Source organism: Aquimarina sp. AD10, from assembly GCF_003443715.1.
GTDB classification, from domain to species: Bacteria; Bacteroidota; Bacteroidia; order Flavobacteriales; family Flavobacteriaceae; genus Aquimarina; species Aquimarina aggregata.
In genome coordinates this window covers 745,664-763,643 of the sequence record NZ_CP031965.1, presented here as the reverse complement: position 1 = coordinate 763,643, position 17,980 = coordinate 745,664, and the positions used below count along the sequence as shown (strand labels likewise).

At 32.2% G+C, this 17,980-nt stretch carries 14 protein-coding genes and 1 pseudogene; 7 read left to right on the top strand and 8 right to left on the bottom strand.

All coding sequences use genetic code 11. The annotated features are described in order from the left end of the window. Nucleotides 1–87 precede the first annotated feature (87 nt). Together D1816_RS03140 and D1816_RS03135 are read right to left on the bottom strand one after the other, a co-directional pair. On the bottom strand, nt 88–678 hold the full coding sequence (locus D1816_RS03140) for a YdeI family protein (protein WP_118501151.1): 591 nt from the start codon (nt 676–678) through the stop codon (nt 88–90). A gap of 44 nt (nt 679–722) precedes the next feature. Beyond that, complete coding sequence (locus tag D1816_RS03135) at nt 723–3,128, bottom strand: TIM-barrel domain-containing protein (RefSeq protein WP_118501150.1); 2,406 nt, start codon at nt 3,126–3,128, stop codon at nt 723–725. Nucleotides 3,129–3,448: 320 nt separating this feature from the next. Here D1816_RS03135 and D1816_RS03130 point away from each other — a divergent pair, with 320 nt between their 5' ends. Then, on the top strand, nt 3,449–6,313 hold the full coding sequence (locus D1816_RS03130; protein WP_118501149.1) for an esterase-like activity of phytase family protein: 2,865 nt from the start codon (nt 3,449–3,451) through the stop codon (nt 6,311–6,313). A 98-nt stretch (nt 6,314–6,411) separates the two neighbouring features. Here the strand turns inward: D1816_RS03130 and D1816_RS03125 are convergent, their stop codons facing one another. Both D1816_RS03125 and D1816_RS03120 read right to left on the bottom strand, forming a co-directional pair. Beyond that, a complete protein-coding gene (locus D1816_RS03125; RefSeq protein WP_066310685.1) occupies nt 6,412–6,909 on the bottom strand; it encodes a hypothetical protein in 498 nt (165 codons plus the stop codon). Nucleotides 6,910–6,912: 3 nt separating this feature from the next. Continuing rightward, nucleotides 6,913–7,674: an MBL fold metallo-hydrolase gene (locus D1816_RS03120; protein ID WP_066310686.1), complete on the bottom strand. Its 762-nt coding sequence runs from the start codon at nt 7,672–7,674 to the stop codon at nt 6,913–6,915. 165 nt (nt 7,675–7,839) lie between these two features. On the opposite strand from D1816_RS03120, the gene D1816_RS03115 reads away from it, so the two are divergent. Further along, entirely contained in the window at nt 7,840–9,288 is a 1,449-nt protein-coding gene (locus D1816_RS03115; protein ID WP_066310688.1) for a nicotinate-nucleotide adenylyltransferase, read from the top strand. Nucleotides 9,289–9,332: 44 nt separating this feature from the next. Here the strand turns inward: D1816_RS03115 and D1816_RS26010 are convergent. The 3 genes and pseudogenes from D1816_RS26010 to bcp all read right to left on the bottom strand — a co-directional run. Continuing rightward, nucleotides 9,333–9,440 (bottom strand): annotated as a pseudogene (locus D1816_RS26010) (peroxiredoxin); the annotation flags it as partial. A gap of 156 nt (nt 9,441–9,596) precedes the next feature. Beyond that, nucleotides 9,597–9,767, bottom strand: a complete 171-nt coding sequence (locus D1816_RS25555; RefSeq protein ID WP_158597778.1) for a hypothetical protein — start codon at nt 9,765–9,767, stop codon at nt 9,597–9,599. A 207-nt stretch (nt 9,768–9,974) separates the two neighbouring features. Next, a complete protein-coding gene (gene bcp / locus D1816_RS03105) occupies nt 9,975–10,424 on the bottom strand; it encodes a thioredoxin-dependent thiol peroxidase (RefSeq protein ID WP_118501148.1) in 450 nt (149 codons plus the stop codon). Nucleotides 10,425–10,579: 155 nt separating this feature from the next. Between bcp and nth the strand changes: the two genes are divergently transcribed. Next, complete coding sequence (gene nth / locus D1816_RS03100; protein WP_066310700.1) at nt 10,580–11,248, top strand: endonuclease III; 669 nt, start codon at nt 10,580–10,582, stop codon at nt 11,246–11,248. Nucleotides 11,249–11,481: 233 nt separating this feature from the next. Here the strand turns inward: nth and D1816_RS03095 are convergent, their stop codons facing one another. After that, complete coding sequence (locus tag D1816_RS03095) at nt 11,482–12,066, bottom strand: RNA polymerase sigma factor (RefSeq protein WP_066310704.1); 585 nt, start codon at nt 12,064–12,066, stop codon at nt 11,482–11,484. A gap of 240 nt (nt 12,067–12,306) precedes the next feature. Between D1816_RS03095 and uvrA the strand changes: the two genes are divergently transcribed. From uvrA to D1816_RS03075, 4 genes are all read left to right on the top strand, one after another. Then, nucleotides 12,307–15,087, top strand: coding sequence for an excinuclease ABC subunit UvrA (gene uvrA / locus D1816_RS03090; RefSeq protein WP_118501147.1), 2,781 nt, complete (start codon nt 12,307–12,309; stop codon nt 15,085–15,087). Between the two features lie 83 nt (nt 15,088–15,170). Continuing rightward, nucleotides 15,171–15,815, top strand: a complete 645-nt coding sequence (locus tag D1816_RS03085; protein ID WP_118501146.1) for a peroxiredoxin-like family protein — start codon at nt 15,171–15,173, stop codon at nt 15,813–15,815. A 134-nt stretch (nt 15,816–15,949) separates the two neighbouring features. Then, on the top strand, nt 15,950–16,645 hold the full coding sequence (locus D1816_RS03080; RefSeq protein WP_118501145.1) for a hypothetical protein: 696 nt from the start codon (nt 15,950–15,952) through the stop codon (nt 16,643–16,645). Between the two features lie 234 nt (nt 16,646–16,879). Further along, nucleotides 16,880–17,974 (top strand): amidohydrolase family protein, encoded by a 1,095-nt coding sequence (locus D1816_RS03075; RefSeq protein WP_118501144.1) that lies wholly within the window; start codon nt 16,880–16,882, stop codon nt 17,972–17,974. The last annotated feature ends 6 nt before the right edge of the window (nt 17,975–17,980 follow it).

Below are 17,980 nucleotides of genomic sequence, written 5' to 3'. Positions count from 1 at the left end.
TCTTGAGCGCATGCATTATTCAGCAATAAAAAACAACAGCAAAATAGTCTTAATATTATTTTTTTGAAGATCAAAATTCTCAAAATATCATCTATATTTATCATTTAACCCAATACCTTCTAGTATCATCGAAGTTATTTTTTTTAACCTTGTAGATCTCGTTGTTTCTCTTTTTGCATTACTTATATATTCGATGTACTCTTTTTGTTTAAATAGAGTCAATTCTTTGAAACTTTTTTCTAAATCCTTATTCGAAATTAATAAGATATTTAATTCTAAAGGCATTGCAATTACTTTAGACTTTTCTGGTAGTATCTCTTTATTATGCTTTTGATTTTGGATAGCTTCTTTAACATACTTAAGTACTACATCGCGATGTATTTCGTCTTTAGCAATAAAACGCCATTGTCGCAATCCTTTTGTCTTTCCTTCTTGAGCATTGATCAACAATTTTTCTTTATCACTTAAAAATACACCTTGATAAAACCAAATGCCTACATAAGATTTAAAAGCTGCTAAGCCTACAACGTTCTTGCCATTAACAGTATACACATGACTACCCCATTTAATAGTTTCTTTCATTTCTGTAGAAAGCATAATAGAACGTAATAATTCAAGAGCGTCCTTCCATTCAGTTTTTCTCTCAATATACTCTTCTACTGATTTATTTTTTTCCATGATTCATCTCCATATAAATTTAACCATTTACCATTATGTTAAATTTACAAAGAAATTTCTACCGTTTTAACTTCTGAAGATTTCCACGATATGATAGCTATCAACATCTTAGTATCTTTATTCCATTTAAACAAAGAATTCTCTCCAGCTATAAATAAAGCCTTTGGCTTACTTTGGATATTATGAATTTTTATTGCAATGCTGCGTTCAATAGGATTATGAGACGCTCCTTTTTCTGCAGACAGTTCAATAGTTAATTGATCTTTAGTTGACCTACTTGTAAAATTCAGTATTTCATACGCTCCTTTTTCGAAAGCATTAGGAGTCTTACCATCATCATCATACATTTTTCCTGTACTGTTTGTTATAGAAGCGTCATGATAGTAATGTAAAACTAGCTCTTTAGTCGTATACTGTTTGGTCGTTTGAATTGGTTTTATCATAGGTATAAAAGATCCACTTTTTACAAACACAGGAATATGGTCTTCTACTACTTCTACAGATCTAAAAACACCACCAGCATATTGTTTATCGGTATAAAAATCAAACCAATTACTACCCTTAGGAAAAGGCACATCCATAGATACTATATCTGATTGTACGACTGGAGTTACTAAAAAATTATCTCCCCATAAATACGAAAAACTAGTTTCTAAGAGTTCTTTATTTTCAGGTTCTTCAAAAAATAATGGTCTCATTAAAGGAATTCCTGTTTGATTATTATCAAAGGCGATCGTATAATTATATGGTAGTAAACTATACCTTAACTCTATACTTTTTTTAGCCAATGCTTTAGTGTTTTTATCATGAAAAACAGGTTCGGGTGCAATATGTTCTTGGGCATGAGGTCTAAATATAGGTTGAAATACTCCATATTGTAACCAGCGCGTATATAATAGCGGGTCGAAAACTTCTCCTCCAGCAAAACCACCAAGATCAGAATGCATATATCCCATACCTTGCATACCCATTTGCAATGCGATTTCTGTTTGCGGTTTTAGTCCTCCCCAACTTCTATTTACGTCTCCTGACCAAGGGATCATACCAAAACGTTGAGAACCAGAATATCCTGCTCTCATTAAAATAAAAGGCCTTTGTTCAGGAAAATCCTTTTGATACCCTTCTTGTACTAATCTGGCCCAATCATGACCATAAACATTATGAACTTCATCTGCTTTGCCGGTAGCATGCAGCAAATCTTTTGGATGCACCTCTGGCTCTCCTAAATCACCCCACCAACCGGCAACTCCAAAATCTTTGGTATATTTCTTATACACATTCCAAAACCATTCTTTCCCTTTAGGATCATAAATATCTATAATACCAGTATTTCCAAAATAAAAATCATACGTATAAGGATTACCAGTACTATCTTTCCCTAAAACTTTCTTTTCTACAGCTTCTTCCCATTTTTTAGAAGAACTTAGTATAAATGGTTCTGTAATTAATATTGTTTTTACTCCTTGTTCAGCAAAATCATGAATCATTTTTTTTGGTGTAGGGAACGAATCTTTAAGAAATTCAAGATTCCCCATATGTCCTTTGATATCTTTACCAAACCAGTAAATATCTAGTATCACTGCATCTAACGGAATACTATCCTGGCTAAATTTGGCAACTGTTTCTCTTGTCTCTTTCTCTGAATGATATCCAAACCTACTTGCAAAATTACCAAAAGCCCATCGTGGCGGCAATGGTTGTTTACCTGTAAGATTGGTGTATTGATCTATTAAATCTCTCCAATCATTACCTACAACTATTTGGTATGTTTTTCTTCCGCCAATAGTTTCATATTGTAAAACATTATCCCCTTTACTATCTATATCCAAATACCCTATAGGAGCATTATCAAAATGCACTGCGTACATTTTGGATGATAACACCAATGGCATTGTAAAATTCATCAATTCAGATTGTGTTTCGTATCCATAATGTGCCTTGTTGTATAGTTGTAATCGTTTCCCCCTTCTATTCATTCCCACAACTCTTGATCCTGCTCCGTAAATTACTTCGGTGTCATCAAGCATAAAATCTAATACTTCTGTAGAATCTGTTTTTTGGTATCCTCTATTTTCTGAAATTAGTTTCTTTCCTTTATACGTATACGATATAACAAAAGGATTTCTTTTAACATGAATATCAATACCATTTGACTCTATAGTTAATGTGCTATCATTTTCATGCACAATCACTTTAGTCTTCAATTGTTCTTTAACGACTGCATGAGACGTGGGGTTAAAGGTCTCTCCTAACGGAATAAAAGACGTTTCTACAATCTTATCTGAGTAATATTTAATGAGATATCTCCCAGAATCTTTAAAAATTTCGATAGAGTTATCATTAACCTTATAACCTTGATATTCTCCCTCATATTTCTCTTTACAAGAAGAACATATGATCAGCGCTATTACTGTTAATAAAACACAACAGGTATTAATCTTCTTTCTCATAAAAGTAATCTATTTAATGTTTACTGAAAAGCAATCAAATATAAGAGAATCCCTATAAAACTATAATAAAGGAAGATATAGTAGCGTGGAATTATCAAATTTTCAACAAAATGTCTTAGATAGCTTATAAATGACAAAATATCACTACAACGATTGCGTAAAAAAATGAGTCTACAATTTACTGAAATACAGGTCGATTACACAATCATAAAGCACATAACATTTAGCTAATAATTTATTTAAAAAAGCTAAACAATTGTGTCATACAATAGCCTTAATTTTAGGGTATAATTAACCTGATAAATCTTAATATATAACACATGAAACGTCATTTTTTTTCTGGTAAGATAATAGCCAGCCCTTCGCTATTCTTACTCATATGCACAGCATTTATTTTTGCACAGTTGGCCCACGCTCAAGTTTCTTCTAAAAAAGAAGAAAAATTAGATTTCAATATTCCTAAAGACACCTATTTTAATAATGCCGTACATCCAAAAGGAACTGGGAAGTCCTTTTTTAACTTTGGAGATATATTAGTAGCACGAGCTATCCTACCCGCTGCTAGTTTTTCTGAAGGACCTTCCTCAGGACAATACATAGGTTCAGGATTAATCAATCAACAACCAGTTCCTTTTTTAAACAAACAACCTATACAAGGTTTTTCTGCAATAGTAAATAATTATGATGGTACCTTTATAGCGTTATCTGACAATGGTTTTGGTAGTATTGAAAATTCATCAGATTACAACTTAAGGTTGTATCGCATTAAACCAAAATTTAAAACTTTTTTTTTAAGCGGAAATGGAACAATCGAAACCAAAGGATTTATAGAATTAAGAGATCCAAATAATTTAATACCATTTGCTATAACAAATCACTTTAGCGAGTCTAGAGTATTGACTGGTGCTGACTTTGATATAGAATCTGTCCAAAGGACTAAAAATGGTGATTATTGGATAGGTGATGAATTTGGACCATTTTTATTACATTTTGATAAAGATGGAATTTTGTTAGATCCTCCTATTCCTCTGCCAGATTACGAAAACCCAGGAAAAGAACTTAGAGCCAAACAAAACCCATTTAGCGAAGAATCAAGTGCACTTAGAATAATGAATGCCATGCGTGCTCATGCTAAAACAAACGGAAGTAAATCACCTGTAATGTCTCCTTGGTTTGTAATGCTAGATGATAATAATGAAAACACTAGTGTTAACAGTAGAGAAAACCCACCTGCAGGGCTTAAAAAAGCTTCCAGTGAACTACATAATGTTTCTTCTTTAAACAAGGCAGGACATCAGGTCGTTGTTTACACCGTAAATGATCTTGAGAATATGAACTTACTTCTTGAATTAGGTGTACAAGGTATTATATCTGATCGTCCTGATATCTTATTAGAAGCTGTTCAGAATTTTGACAAAAACAAAGACGGACAACCGGATTATATAGACGCGAATGGATTAATTGATGTTAATATATTTGATGCTCAAGGACATAGAGGCTCAAGGAATCTACGTCCAGAAAACACGTTACCAGCAATGGAAGCTGCACTGGATTTTCTGATGCCTACCCTTGAAACTGATTGCGGAATTACTCTAGACGGTGTACCTATTCTAGACCATGATCCACATATAGAAGCGTCCAAAACTCGTAAAGCAGATGGAACCACCTATGAATTTGATGACGAAGTATTAGTAAAAGATTTAACTTTTGACCAAATTCAAAAAACATTCATTGCAGATAAAATCTTAAACGGTAGACCAGCTCAGACCAATGATTTAACTTTATCTCCTGTAGCCGTTGCTTTTGCAAAACAGAACGAATTAATAGATCCTTATGTAATGCCATCATTACAACAATTGTTTGATTTTGTTTCTTTCTATATTGAATATTATAAAAATGGACCAGGTAGTACTACAAACCAAGCATCTAAACGCTGGAAAAATGCTTCGAAAGTTCGTTTTAATATCGAAACAAAAATAAACCCAAGAACAGATACAGATGATCGCGGTGACATCTTTTCTGATAGAACTGTAGATCCAGAAACCTTCACAAAAGCGATTGCAGATGTAATCGTAGCCAACAACCTTACTGATCGTGCAGATATACAAAGTTTTGACTTTAGAACGTTATTAATTGCTCATAAACAGTATCCTGAAATTAGAACAGTATGCTTGTTTGGTGATTTCCCTAAAGTTGGAGATGCTGGAGACGGAACAAATTTACAAGATCAAAATGGACAAAATACGCCTTGGTTAGCAGGGTTATACTGGCCCTACAGAAATACAAGTCAAGAAACTCCATTTCGTATAAAAAGCAGTGGTGGTTTTGAAGGTATGGCATTAAGTACAGATGGCACAAAACTTCTTCCTTTACTAGAAAAATCATTAGAAGGTTCTAGCTCAAACAGTTTACTAATTCATGAGTTTGACTTGGAAAATAAAAAATATAATGGTAATTCATTTGATTATCCATTAAATGAAAAAGCAAGTGCCATAGGTGATTTCATTATGTTTAGTAATACTAGAGGTCTAATTATCGAACGTGATGGTTCTCAAGGAGATTTAAATGGATTTAAAGCTATATATGAAATCCAATTAGATCAAAATAAAAGACAAATTGAAAAAAGACTAAATGTTGATTTATTAAAAATAAATGACAGACGTAAAATTTCTCTTCCCGGTTTAGAAGGCGATATAGGTATCGGAAAAGACTTTGCATTTCCATTTGTGACTATAGAAAGTGTCGTGGTTTTTAATCCATTTTTGATAGGAGTATTAAATGACAACAACTATCCATTTAGTGTGGGTAGACATGTTGGTACAGGATTACCCGATGATAATGAGTTTATTCTTTTGTGGCTAGACCAACCCTTAGGGAGACGTTGGAGAAATCCTAAAGGCATTAAAAATGAGACAATGGTTAATGATATAAAAGCTTATCCAAATACATTTGATGAACAGGTAACGTTTTCAAACATTAGCAAAGGCAATGATGTATCTATAACGATTTATGATATTTCTGGAGCGGTAGTTAAAAAGCTTTTGGTTCATGAAAAAAGCACAGATGCTTCAAGTTTTATCTGGAATGCTACAAACGACTTAAATCAAAAAGTTTCTCAAGGCATTTATATTGCTATTATCGAAATTGATGGAGTATTTACAAAAAAGAAACTCATTAAAAAATAAAGAAAATACTGCCTAATCAATCCTAACACATTTACAAACCAAAAAAAGCTGCTTTTACACAAAGCAGCTTTTTATTTATCTATAAATTATATTGTAATTTAATCTTTGGGATATAAAAATGACTTTTCTACCTCAAAATCAACAACTCCATCTTTTCTAACTTCATAAGAAATAAAAAGTTCACCCCAATACACACCATCTGTAAAATCGGCAATTATCCACCTATGGTTTAGTAAACGTACCTTATTAATAGCCATACTTCCTTCCATACCCGCAAAAGGTACAATAGGATTATCCTTACCAGGCTTGTTTTGACCAATAATCTGATCACTTATAGTTAATGCCAATTTACCAGGCTCATACCCTAATTCTTCAAAATAGGCTGCGGCATCTTCATTACTTTCTAAAGAAAAATAAGTCTGATCCAAAGTAACTTCTACCAAAGAATCAATAACTGTTTCTTTGGTCGTGATTTTAGCTTGTAAATTTTCAATTTTTGCGTCATAAGATTCTTTAGCCTTTTTAGCATTCATGAATTGAAAAAGTACGAATAATGCAGTAAAAATAAATAGATATAGAAAAATTTTACTTTTCATATTTTATATAGTAATTTTTAAATTGTCATAGGCCAAAAATACGTTTTTTGGCAATAATTTTTCAACTTCAGCATGAAATCCCAACATATGACTTATATGAGTGAGATAAGCTTTTTCTGGATTAATTTCTTTTATAAATTCTAATGCTTCTTCTAAATTAAAATGCGAATGATGAGGCTCTATTCTTAAAGCATTGACCACTAGTACTTTTAAATTTTTTAGTTTTTCTCTTTCCTCATCTTCTACTGTTTTTACATCTGTTAAATAAGCAAAATCTTTAAATCTAAATCCAAATACTTGCAAACGATTATGCATTGTATTAATTGGCATTACATCAAGATTGCCCAGCGAAAAGGATTGGTTATTTAGTTGGTGCTCCACAACGCTGGGCGCTCCCGGATATTTATTTTCTGATGCAAAAATATAATCAAATTTTATTCTAAGAGAATCAAGCACTCTTTTATGAGCAAATACAGGAATATCACCTTGTCTAAAAAAAAAGGGGCGTATGTCATCTAATCCCATAATATGATCTGCATGCTCATGAGTAAAAATAATACCATCGATTTTCGATACATTATTAGAGAGCATTTGCTGTCTAAAATCTGGACCACAATCAATAACATAATTGTAATCCTCCCAGGATATTAAAACAGAAACACGAAGGCGTTTATCCCTAGGGTCATTACTTAAACAAACAGGGTGCGTACTTCCTATTATTGGAATACCTTGTGATGTTCCTGTACCAAGAAATGTTATATCCATAAGACTAAGATTATGGCAAATGTAATTATATTTTTTTGGCAATAATTATGTGAATCTCCTAATTATTATTTATTCATAATATAAACTATAGAAAATTACGCCCAAGTTTTTTTAATTATTACGGTATTACTACCTTTACGTTAAACAAAAAAAGCCCTTTTTACTATGCCTATTACGATAATGGGAGATAAAGAATTTGAATCTGTCCCTTCAATAAAGAGTAAAGCTTTACGTATAAACCTTAACCAAAACATCTACGGTACTTTTGCCGAAATTGGCGCCGGCCAAGAAACTGTTAGAAACTTTTTTAGAGCCGGTGGTGCATCAGGTACAATTGCAAAAGCAATGAGTGCCTATGACAAAGATTTTAGTGATGCCATTTATGGTATCGAAAATGATAAACGATATGTTACCGAGGCTAGATTAAAAAAAATGCTAAAACATGAAGTAGGCCTTGTTGAACAAAGAATTACTCGTGAAAAACATCCTAATAAACTTTTCTTTAGTTATGCAAACACAGTAGCCACTATTGATTTTGCAAAAAAGTATAAAGGCCATGGCTGGGTAGGAATTCGCTACCAAACAATGCCTAATGAGGGGTACAATGAAATCACACTCCATATTCGTTTCCATGAAAATGATGCCAAATTACAACAAATGACTTTGGGTATCTTAGGGGTTAACTTGATTTATGGAGCATATTACAAATATGATAATCCTAAAAAGTTATTACGATATCTTTATGATCATTTAGATAAAGATCAAATAGAAATTGATACTATCAATTTTTCTGGACCTCGATTTACCAAGGTAGATAATCGACTAATGAGCTTACAATTAGTCAAAAACGGTATGACTGAAGCGGTTATGTTTGGTCCTGATGGTAACAACATCTTACCTGCTGCTATACTATACAAAAAAAATATTCTAGCCTTAAGAGGAAGTTTTAGGCCTGTTACAAAGGTTAATATGGATATTTACAAGAAATCGCTCAACATGTTTTTGAACGAGAATAAGGTAAAAAAGGATAAGACTGTTGTGATTTTTGAAATCACTTTATCTAATCTTAGAGCAGAAGGCGAAATTGATGAAGAAGATTTCATGGCGCGAGCAAGACTATTGTGCTCTTTGGGACAAACAGTTATGATTTCAAACTTTAGAGAATATTACAAAGTAGTAGAGTATTTCTCAAATTATACCAAAGAACGAATGGCCTTAGCAATGGGGATAAATAACTTGGTTGATATATTTGATGAAAAGTATTACAGACACCTTAGCGGTGGTATACTAGAAGCATTTGGCAAGTTATTCTTTAAAGATTTAAAAGTATATCTATATCCTCTTAAAAATCATAAAACAGGCAGTCTTACTGATAGTGACAATCTAAAAGTACACCCACGTATGAAAGAATTATACAAGTTCTTTAAATACAATGGGAAACTACAAGACATTACAGATTACGATCCCACGATTATGGATATCTTTTCTAGAGAGGTATTACAGAAAATTCAAGATATGGAACCAGGATGGGAAGAGCAATTACCAGATCTTATTCCCGAAATGATTAAAGCGAATAATTTTTTCGGATATAAAACCCAAGAGATTGCTGAATAACAAAAAAAACGTCTACAAATAGTATTTGTAGGCGTTTTTAAAATTTATAATATCTGAGCAGCGTGCTCTTTGGTCTTCACCTTTAAGATTACTTTTGAAATAATTCCGTTTTCGTCTATAACAAATGTTGTTCGGTGAATACCTTTGTATTCTTCAATACTAATTCTTTTAGAACATAAAACACAAGAAAGAGGTATTGAAATAAAAACCTTAAGCGGGCTATTACCATTCTCATGTATTACATAAATATAAATTAAAAAGCTGTATAAAAATACAGCTTTTCTTATAATATTGGATACTTAAAATTATTAACAATCCTGTAGAATATGTACTGTTGGATCATTTGGATCATACCCACAATCACAGAAATTATCATTCTCACAATCTTCATAAGGACCTACAGATCCACCAGAAACTTTAGATTGAATTGTTTTGCTTAATTTTTTAACACCATTTAATTCTAAAAGGTTTCGTAACATAATCATTGATTTAAAAAATTTAATTTAACCGATCATTTACAGACATTCGGTCTATATGTCATAAATTAATGTCCTTAATACATTATTATGTTACTATAAATAATGTTAAAATAATGTTATCATGAAATAATAATGATATTAATTTTTAAGCAATGAATATAAATTTTAAATTTCGTTAATATCTGATTAGATATATTTTCAAACTACCTAAAGTATTTGAGCAGCGTGCTCTTTGGTCTTCACCTTTAAGATTACTTCTGAAATAATTCCGTTTTCATCTATAACAAATGTTGTTCGGTGAATACCATCATACTCTTTCCCCATAAATCTTTTAGGGCCCCATACACCAAAAGCTTCAATAACCGATTTATCCTCATCTGCTAATAATGGATAAGGTAATTCATATTTATTTTTAAAATTCTGCTGACGTTTTTCACTATCAGCACTTACTCCAAGAATTTCATACCCTTGATTTTGAAAAGTCTGATAATGATCCCTTAAATTACAAGCTTCTGCTGTACACCCAGGGGTACTTGCTTTAGGATAAAAGAACACTACTAATTTCTTTCCTTTATAATCATTAAGCGTTATTGTATTGCCATCCTGATCTACTGCAGAAAATTCTGGAGCCTTATCCCCTGTTTTTAATGTTGTCATTATATTAATGTATTTAAAAAGTTTTGTTTAACATTTGAAGATAAAAATAAAACAAAAATTGGAATTTGATTTTAGTTTTATCAAAAATTTAATGATTATCTCGTATTAGACTCCTTTAATAATTTAATATTTTAGCATAAATTATTTCTCATAATATGACCAAACAGGAAAAGATAGACTTTACTATCAAAACATTACAAGAGCTATATCCCCGAATACCAATTCCGCTAGACCATAAAGATCCATACACCTTGCTTATAGCCGTATTAATGAGTGCACAAAGTACCGATGTACGCGTAAATAAAATTACTCCTTTATTATTTGACAGAGCAGACAATCCATTTGCGATGGTTAGATTAACCGTTGAAGAAATTCGAGACATTATTCGTCCTGTTGGGCTAAGTCCTATGAAATCAAAAGGTATTCATGGTTTATCACAAATTTTAATAGATAAATATAATGGCGAAGTACCACAAAGTTTCGAAGCTTTAGAAGAGTTGCCAGCAGTTGGACATAAAACCGCAAGTGTAGTTATGTCTCAAGCTTTTGGTGTTCCTGCTTTTCCTGTTGATACTCATATTCATAGATTAATGTACCGTTGGGGTTTTACAAATGGAAAAAACGTTACACAAACAGAAAAAGATGCTAAAAGGCTTTTTCCAAGAGAACTTTGGAATGATTTGCATCTTCAGATTATATGGTATGGTCGTGAATATTCTCCTGCAAGAGGATGGGATTTAGAAAAAGATATTATTACCAAAACAATAGGTAGAAAGACAGTGCTAGAAGAGTATAAAAAAAATAAAAGGCCTATTAAAAAATAGGCCTTAATAAGTTTAGTTTAAAATCGTTTCAAATTTCAAGTTGTTGTATTCTACAACTTTTAACGATTTTGAATAGCTTAGAAGAAAGTCTATTGTTCTTCTATTTGGTACTAAATGATTTTCTTCTTTCTTTGAAGACTTAAAGTAAAATTTTGCCATATTAGGAATCTTAAATTTATGTGTTATTTAAGAGTATAACGGGGCTTAATATACTTTATTGTATTAAAATGTTATTAGTTTGTTAAAACTATATTATTTTTTTCTATAACCTTTCTCAGATTGATTAAAGCATATCTCATTCTTCCTAGTGCTGTATTAATACTAACACCTGTTTTATCAGAAATTTCTTTAAAACTCATGTCTTTGTACATACGCATTACCAAAACCTCTTTTTGATCTTCTGGTAACTCTTGTATTAGATTACGTAAATCCTCTTCTACCTGATCCTTAATGATTCTTCTTTCTGCATTTAAATTTCCATCACTAATAACAGAAAAAATACTGAATTCACCATTATCTTCAAACTTAGGCATACGATTTCCTTTTCTAAAGTGATCGATTACCAAATTGTGAGCAATACGCATTACCCATGGTAAAAATTTACCTTCTTCATTATACTTCCCGTTTTTTAGAGTACGAATAACTTTAATAAAAGTATCCTGAAAAATATCCTCTGATACATCTCTATCAAAAACCTTAGAATAAATAAAACTGTAAATACGTTGCTTATGTCGTTCGATTAGAACAGATAGGGCGCTTTCTTCTCCTTTAATGTAGTTGTTCACCAGAACTGCGTCTGTGAGTGTGTAATTTTTCATACTTCGACTTAATTTTAGTACAAACAAGCTTGGGGCTCGTGCTATGTTAAACTTAAAAAGTAAAAGTATGCTATAGGCAGTTTGGTTTTTTAAAATTGGTTCTTACGAGGGGCTAATATAGTAACTATCCTTGAAAAACAAACAATTTTCTGTTAATTTTTTTAACTTAACTTTCATTATCAATAGGTTACATTACTTATTTAGTAATCATTATCTTTGCGCTCATACCGCATTTTTACTATGATTCAAGATATTACAACCCTAGATCCTAAAGACAATATTATTATTAAAGGTGCCAAGCTTCATAATCTAAAAGATATGGACGCTGTAATCCCTAGAAACAAGTTAGTTGTAATTACAGGACTTTCAGGTTCTGGTAAATCAAGCTTAGCATTCGACACTTTATATGCAGAGGGACAACGTAGATATGTAGAAAGTTTATCATCATATGCAAGGCAGTTTTTAGGACGTCTTAATAAGCCGAAAGTAGATTTTATAAAAGGTATCGCTCCTGCAATTGCTATTGAGCAAAAAGTAAACTCTACCAACCCAAGATCAACCGTAGGTACGACAACAGAAATTTATGATTATCTAAAGTTACTTTTTGCCCGAATCGGAAGAACATATTCTCCAATTTCTGGCAACCAGGTTAAAAAAGATAGGGTAACCGATGTTATTGAATATGTAAAATCCTTTGAAGAAGGCGAAAAGTTACTCCTCCTAGCTCCTATTATTATAGAAAGTGGTAGAACTTTAGAGGGAAAGCTGAAAGTTTTACAGCAACAAGGTTTTGCACGTATTAAAATAAATGATGTAATATCTAGAATTGAAGAAGCCGACATCAATGAAAAAGATAATGTCGCTCTTGTTGTAGATCGAATTGTAAAAAAAGATGATGAAGATTTTTATAATCGTCTCGCTGATGCAGTAGATTCTGCTTTTTTTGAAGGTAAGGGTACTTGTTATATAGAACGTCTTTCTGATCAAGAAAAAAGGCAGTTCAGCAATAAGTTTGAGTTAGATGGGATTTCTTTTCTTGAACCTAATATACACTTATTTAGTTTTAACAACCCTTATGGGGCTTGTCCTGAATGTGAAGGGTATGGTGATGTGATTGGGATTGACGAAGATTTAGTTGTTCCGAACACAGCATTAAGCATCTATGAGAGTGCAGTTTTTCCTTGGCGTGGAGATAGTATGGGGTGGTATAAAGATCAACTAGTTAACAGCGCTTATAAATTCGACTTTCCTATCCATAAACCCTATTTCGAACTATCTGAAAGTGATAAAGAATTACTCTGGAACGGAAATGAATACTTTCAAGGAATTAATGATTTTTTTGCAGAGTTAGAAGCTAAAGCATACAAAATACAAAACAGAGTCATGTTATCTCGTTATCGAGGAAAAACAAGATGTGCAACATGTAAAGGGAAAAGACTGAGACCAGAAGCCAATAATGTAAAAATTTCTGGTGCTACTCTCACAGAATTAGTAGAAAAACCACTTAATGAATTAGCAGATTTCTTCAAAAACATTACGCTTAACGAATATGATGCTCAAATTGCTAAACGTTTATTAAAAGAAATAAATAGTAGATTAACTTTTTTACAAAATGTAGGACTGGACTATCTAACGCTTAATAGAAAATCTAATTCATTATCAGGAGGAGAATCTCAACGTATTAACTTGGCCACTTCATTGGGTAGTAGCTTAGTTGGATCTATGTATATTCTTGATGAACCAAGTATAGGATTGCATCCAAAAGATACCGAAAAACTTATCAAAGTTCTACAATCCTTGAGGGACCTGGGTAATACAGTTATTGTAGTCGAACATGATGAGGATATTATGAAAGAAGCCGATGAAATTATTGATATTGGTCCAGAAGCAGGAACCTATGGTGGTCATGTTGTTGCTACAGGAACTTTTGAAAGCATTTTAAAAGCTGATTCGTTAACTGCAAAATACCTTAACGGACAATTAGAAATCGAAATTCCTAAAACACGTAGAACGTCTAAGTATTATTTGGAAATCATAGGAGCAAGAGAGAATAACCTTAAAAATATAGATGTTAAAATTCCGTTAGGTATGTTTACTGCTATTACAGGAGTATCAGGAAGTGGTAAAAGTACCTTGGTAAAGAAAATTGTATATCCCTCTGTTTTAAAAGAACTAGGCGGATATGGAGAAAAAGCTGGACAGTTTACAGAACTAAAAGGTAATTTCAGCAATATCAAACATGTGGAATTTATAGATCAAAATCCTATAGGTAGATCATCACGTTCCAACCCGGTTACGTATATAAAGGCGTATGATGATATTCGTGCTCTTTTTGCAAATCAAAAATTATCAAGTATTCGTAATTATAAATCAAAACATTTTTCATTTAATGTAGACGGAGGAAGATGTGAAACATGTAAAGGCGAAGGTGAAGTAACTATTGAAATGCAGTTTATGGCAGATGTACATTTAGAATGTGAAACCTGTGGAGGTAAACGTTTTAAAAAAGATGTTTTAGAAGTTACTTTTCATGATAAAAATATTCATGATATTCTTACAATGACTATAGACAATGCTATAGACTTTTTTAAAGACCATAATCAAACCAAAATACAAAGAAAACTTCAACCTTTACAAGATGTTGGTTTAGGTTATGTGCAATTAGGACAGAGCTCTTCTACCCTATCTGGTGGAGAAGCACAACGTATAAAATTAGCTTCGTTTTTAGTAAAAGGAAACACAAAAGACAAAGCACTCTTTATTTTTGATGAACCTACAACTGGACTGCATTTTCATGATATTAAAAAACTTTTAAAATCATTTAATGAATTAATAGGTAAAGGACACTCTATATTAGTTATCGAACATAATCTAGATCTTGTTAAATGTGCTGATTACATTATTGATCTAGGGCCAGAAGGAGGAAAAAATGGAGGAAAAATTTTAGCACAAGGCACTCCAGAAGAACTTATTAAAATTAAAGATTCATATACTGGTAAATATTTAAAAGATAAGCTATAAAAACTTAACAGTTTTATAGCATTTATTATGTAATGTATAAGTCATGTTTTCGGCTAAGGGGCAATAAACTTAAAATCAAAAAAATGTCACTTACTCAAGAATTAAAAGCTAGAGCAGAACAATCAGCAACTAAGTACCCTGAAACTACGCATGCCATAATGAATAATGGTATAACTATTTTAAGAGAAGAAGGGCTCGTAAAAAAGGCTTTAAAGACTGGAGATAAAATACCCGAAGTTACTTTGCCAAATGCAGCTAATAAAACTATTTCATTACAAGAATTACTATTAGAAAATAAAGTGGTATTGTCTTTTTATAGAGGAGGATGGTGCCCGTATTGTAATTTAGAATTAAAAGCCCTACAACAAGCACTACCAGAATTTGAAAAGAATGGAGCAACATTAGTTGCTATTAGCCCAGAAACTCCAGATAACTCTCTAAGTACATCAGAAAAGAATAATCTTAGTTTTGAAGTTCTTTCTGATACCAATAATGCAATTGCGAAAAAATTTAACTTGGTTTTCACCTTACCTAAAGACTTAATCGAAGTATATAATGGTTTTGGTATTGATTTAAATTCGAGTAATGGAAACACAAATCAAGAACTACCACTATCTGCAACATACATTATTGACAAAGACGGAACTATACTTTATGATTTTATTAAAGAAGATTACAAAGAAAGAGCAGATCCAGAAGGAATACTTAAGTTTTTAAAAAACAAATAGTTACATAATATATTTCATAACTCAATAATTTTTGGCACACCATTTGGTTACTACTACACCAATAGCGGAAGCCGAAAAGCTAATGAGTAGGTATAGAAGTTTTAAACTTCTTTTAACCCATAAATTATTGAGTTATGAAAAAAATGGTACTTTTTTTCGCAGTGATATTCCTTACAGGAATAGCTGCACAAGCAACCGATCATAAGCATTCAGATCACCATGATAGGGTTACAAAACGCTATCAACACGGACAGCCGATCATCTTTATACAAGGTGGTATTAAATTCTTTGTATATCCAGAAGGTGGTATTGATTACAAAATTCTTAGATCAAGAACCAGTCCCTACAGAAATTGGAGTAGTCATGGCGCAATTAATACGCCAGGAGGCTACTATGGATATTCCAGATCAAACAACCGATTTGTACAGTATGATTATTATGGTAGGTTAAAGAAAGTAGGGTCAAACTACATTTCTTATGACCGATATGATAGAGTACGAAGAATTGGAAGTGTTAATATAAGATATAACCGAAGAGGTTTGTTGTATCAGGTTGGAGGATTACATATCTATTACAATAGATACAACACTATAAAGCACGTTGAAGGTAATGTTCACTATGATGGATGTGGATATTGTGGAATTAATGGTTGTACAATTACTCATGCCCCGTATTACAACCAAAACTGGAAACCAAGAAGTTTTGAAAAACCTTATAGAGATCATTATTACAAGAATAGAAAAAGAAAAAAGAGATATCACCATAATGACGATGATGATGACGACGATTATGATGATGACGATTATGATGATGACGATGATAATGATTAAGACATAAATTAGTTGTTGGTTAGTTGTTTAAATCCCGTTACCTAATCCCCTGGTAACGGGATTTTATTTTGCAATATTATAATATTCTCTTTTCAACCATATTTACGACTCAATCGCTTTTTGTGGCTCGGTAATACACTGCCTCTATACAATTCATTATAAATTGTTGTTAACGATTCTATTTGAATTAACCATTATTATATATTTATAAAATAATGGTTAATTCTAAAAGACATGAAGTCCTATAAGATAATTTTACTTCTTCTTATCCTTTTTTCTTTACAAGCAACTGCACAAAAAATGGAGTTTGAAGATTATGACCCACCTTCTACCCTAGTTGTACCTGGTACCGAAATTAAAAAAGCAAAATTTCCTTTCATTGATGTTCACAATCATCAATTTAGTATGCCTACTCAGAATCTTCAAGAAGTAGTATCCGAGATGGATAAATTGAATATGGCAGTGATGGTGAATCTTTCAGGAAGAGGACGTGGATCTGATGAACATCTTATAAAATCCTTAGAAAATGTAAAAACCAATCATCCTAATCGTTTTATTGTTTTCACAAACATCAACCTTAATGGTATAGACGAACCTGATTGGACATCAAAAACAGTGGCTCAAATCGAAAAAGATGTCGCCATGGGTGCCAATGGACTTAAGATCTACAAAAGTCAAGGTATGGATAATAAAGACAGTAAAGGAAACCGTATTAAAATTGATGATCCTAGAATTGGTCCCGTCTGGGAAAAATGTGGTGAGTTAGGTATACCGGTACTTATTCATGCAGCAGACCCTAAGCCATTTTGGGATGCCCATGACAATCAAAATGAACGTTGGTTAGAACTTAAATTACGCTCAAGGCGAAAAAGAGATGCCAATGTTACGGGATCTTGGGAAACAATTATTAGTGAACAACATAACATTTTTAAAAGACATAAAAACACTAAGTTTATTAATGCACATTTAGGGTGGTATGGAAATGATCTAGCCAAATTAGCTAAACTGATGGATGAAATACCAAATATGTATACCGAAATAGGAGCTGTTATAGCCGAATTAGGCCGCCAACCAAGAAATGCAAAAGCTTTTCTTACCAAATATCAGGATCGAGTAATGTTTGGGAAAGATTCATGGAAACCCAAAGAATACTACACTTATTTTAGAGTATTAGAATCTAGTGATGAATATTTCCCTTATTATAAAAGGTACCATGCTTTCTGGAAAATGTATGGACTTGATCTTGACGATCAGGTTTTAAAAAAATTATACTATCAAAATGCTTTAAAACTAATTCCTAATATAGATAAAAGTCTGTTTCCGAAGTAAAATCAA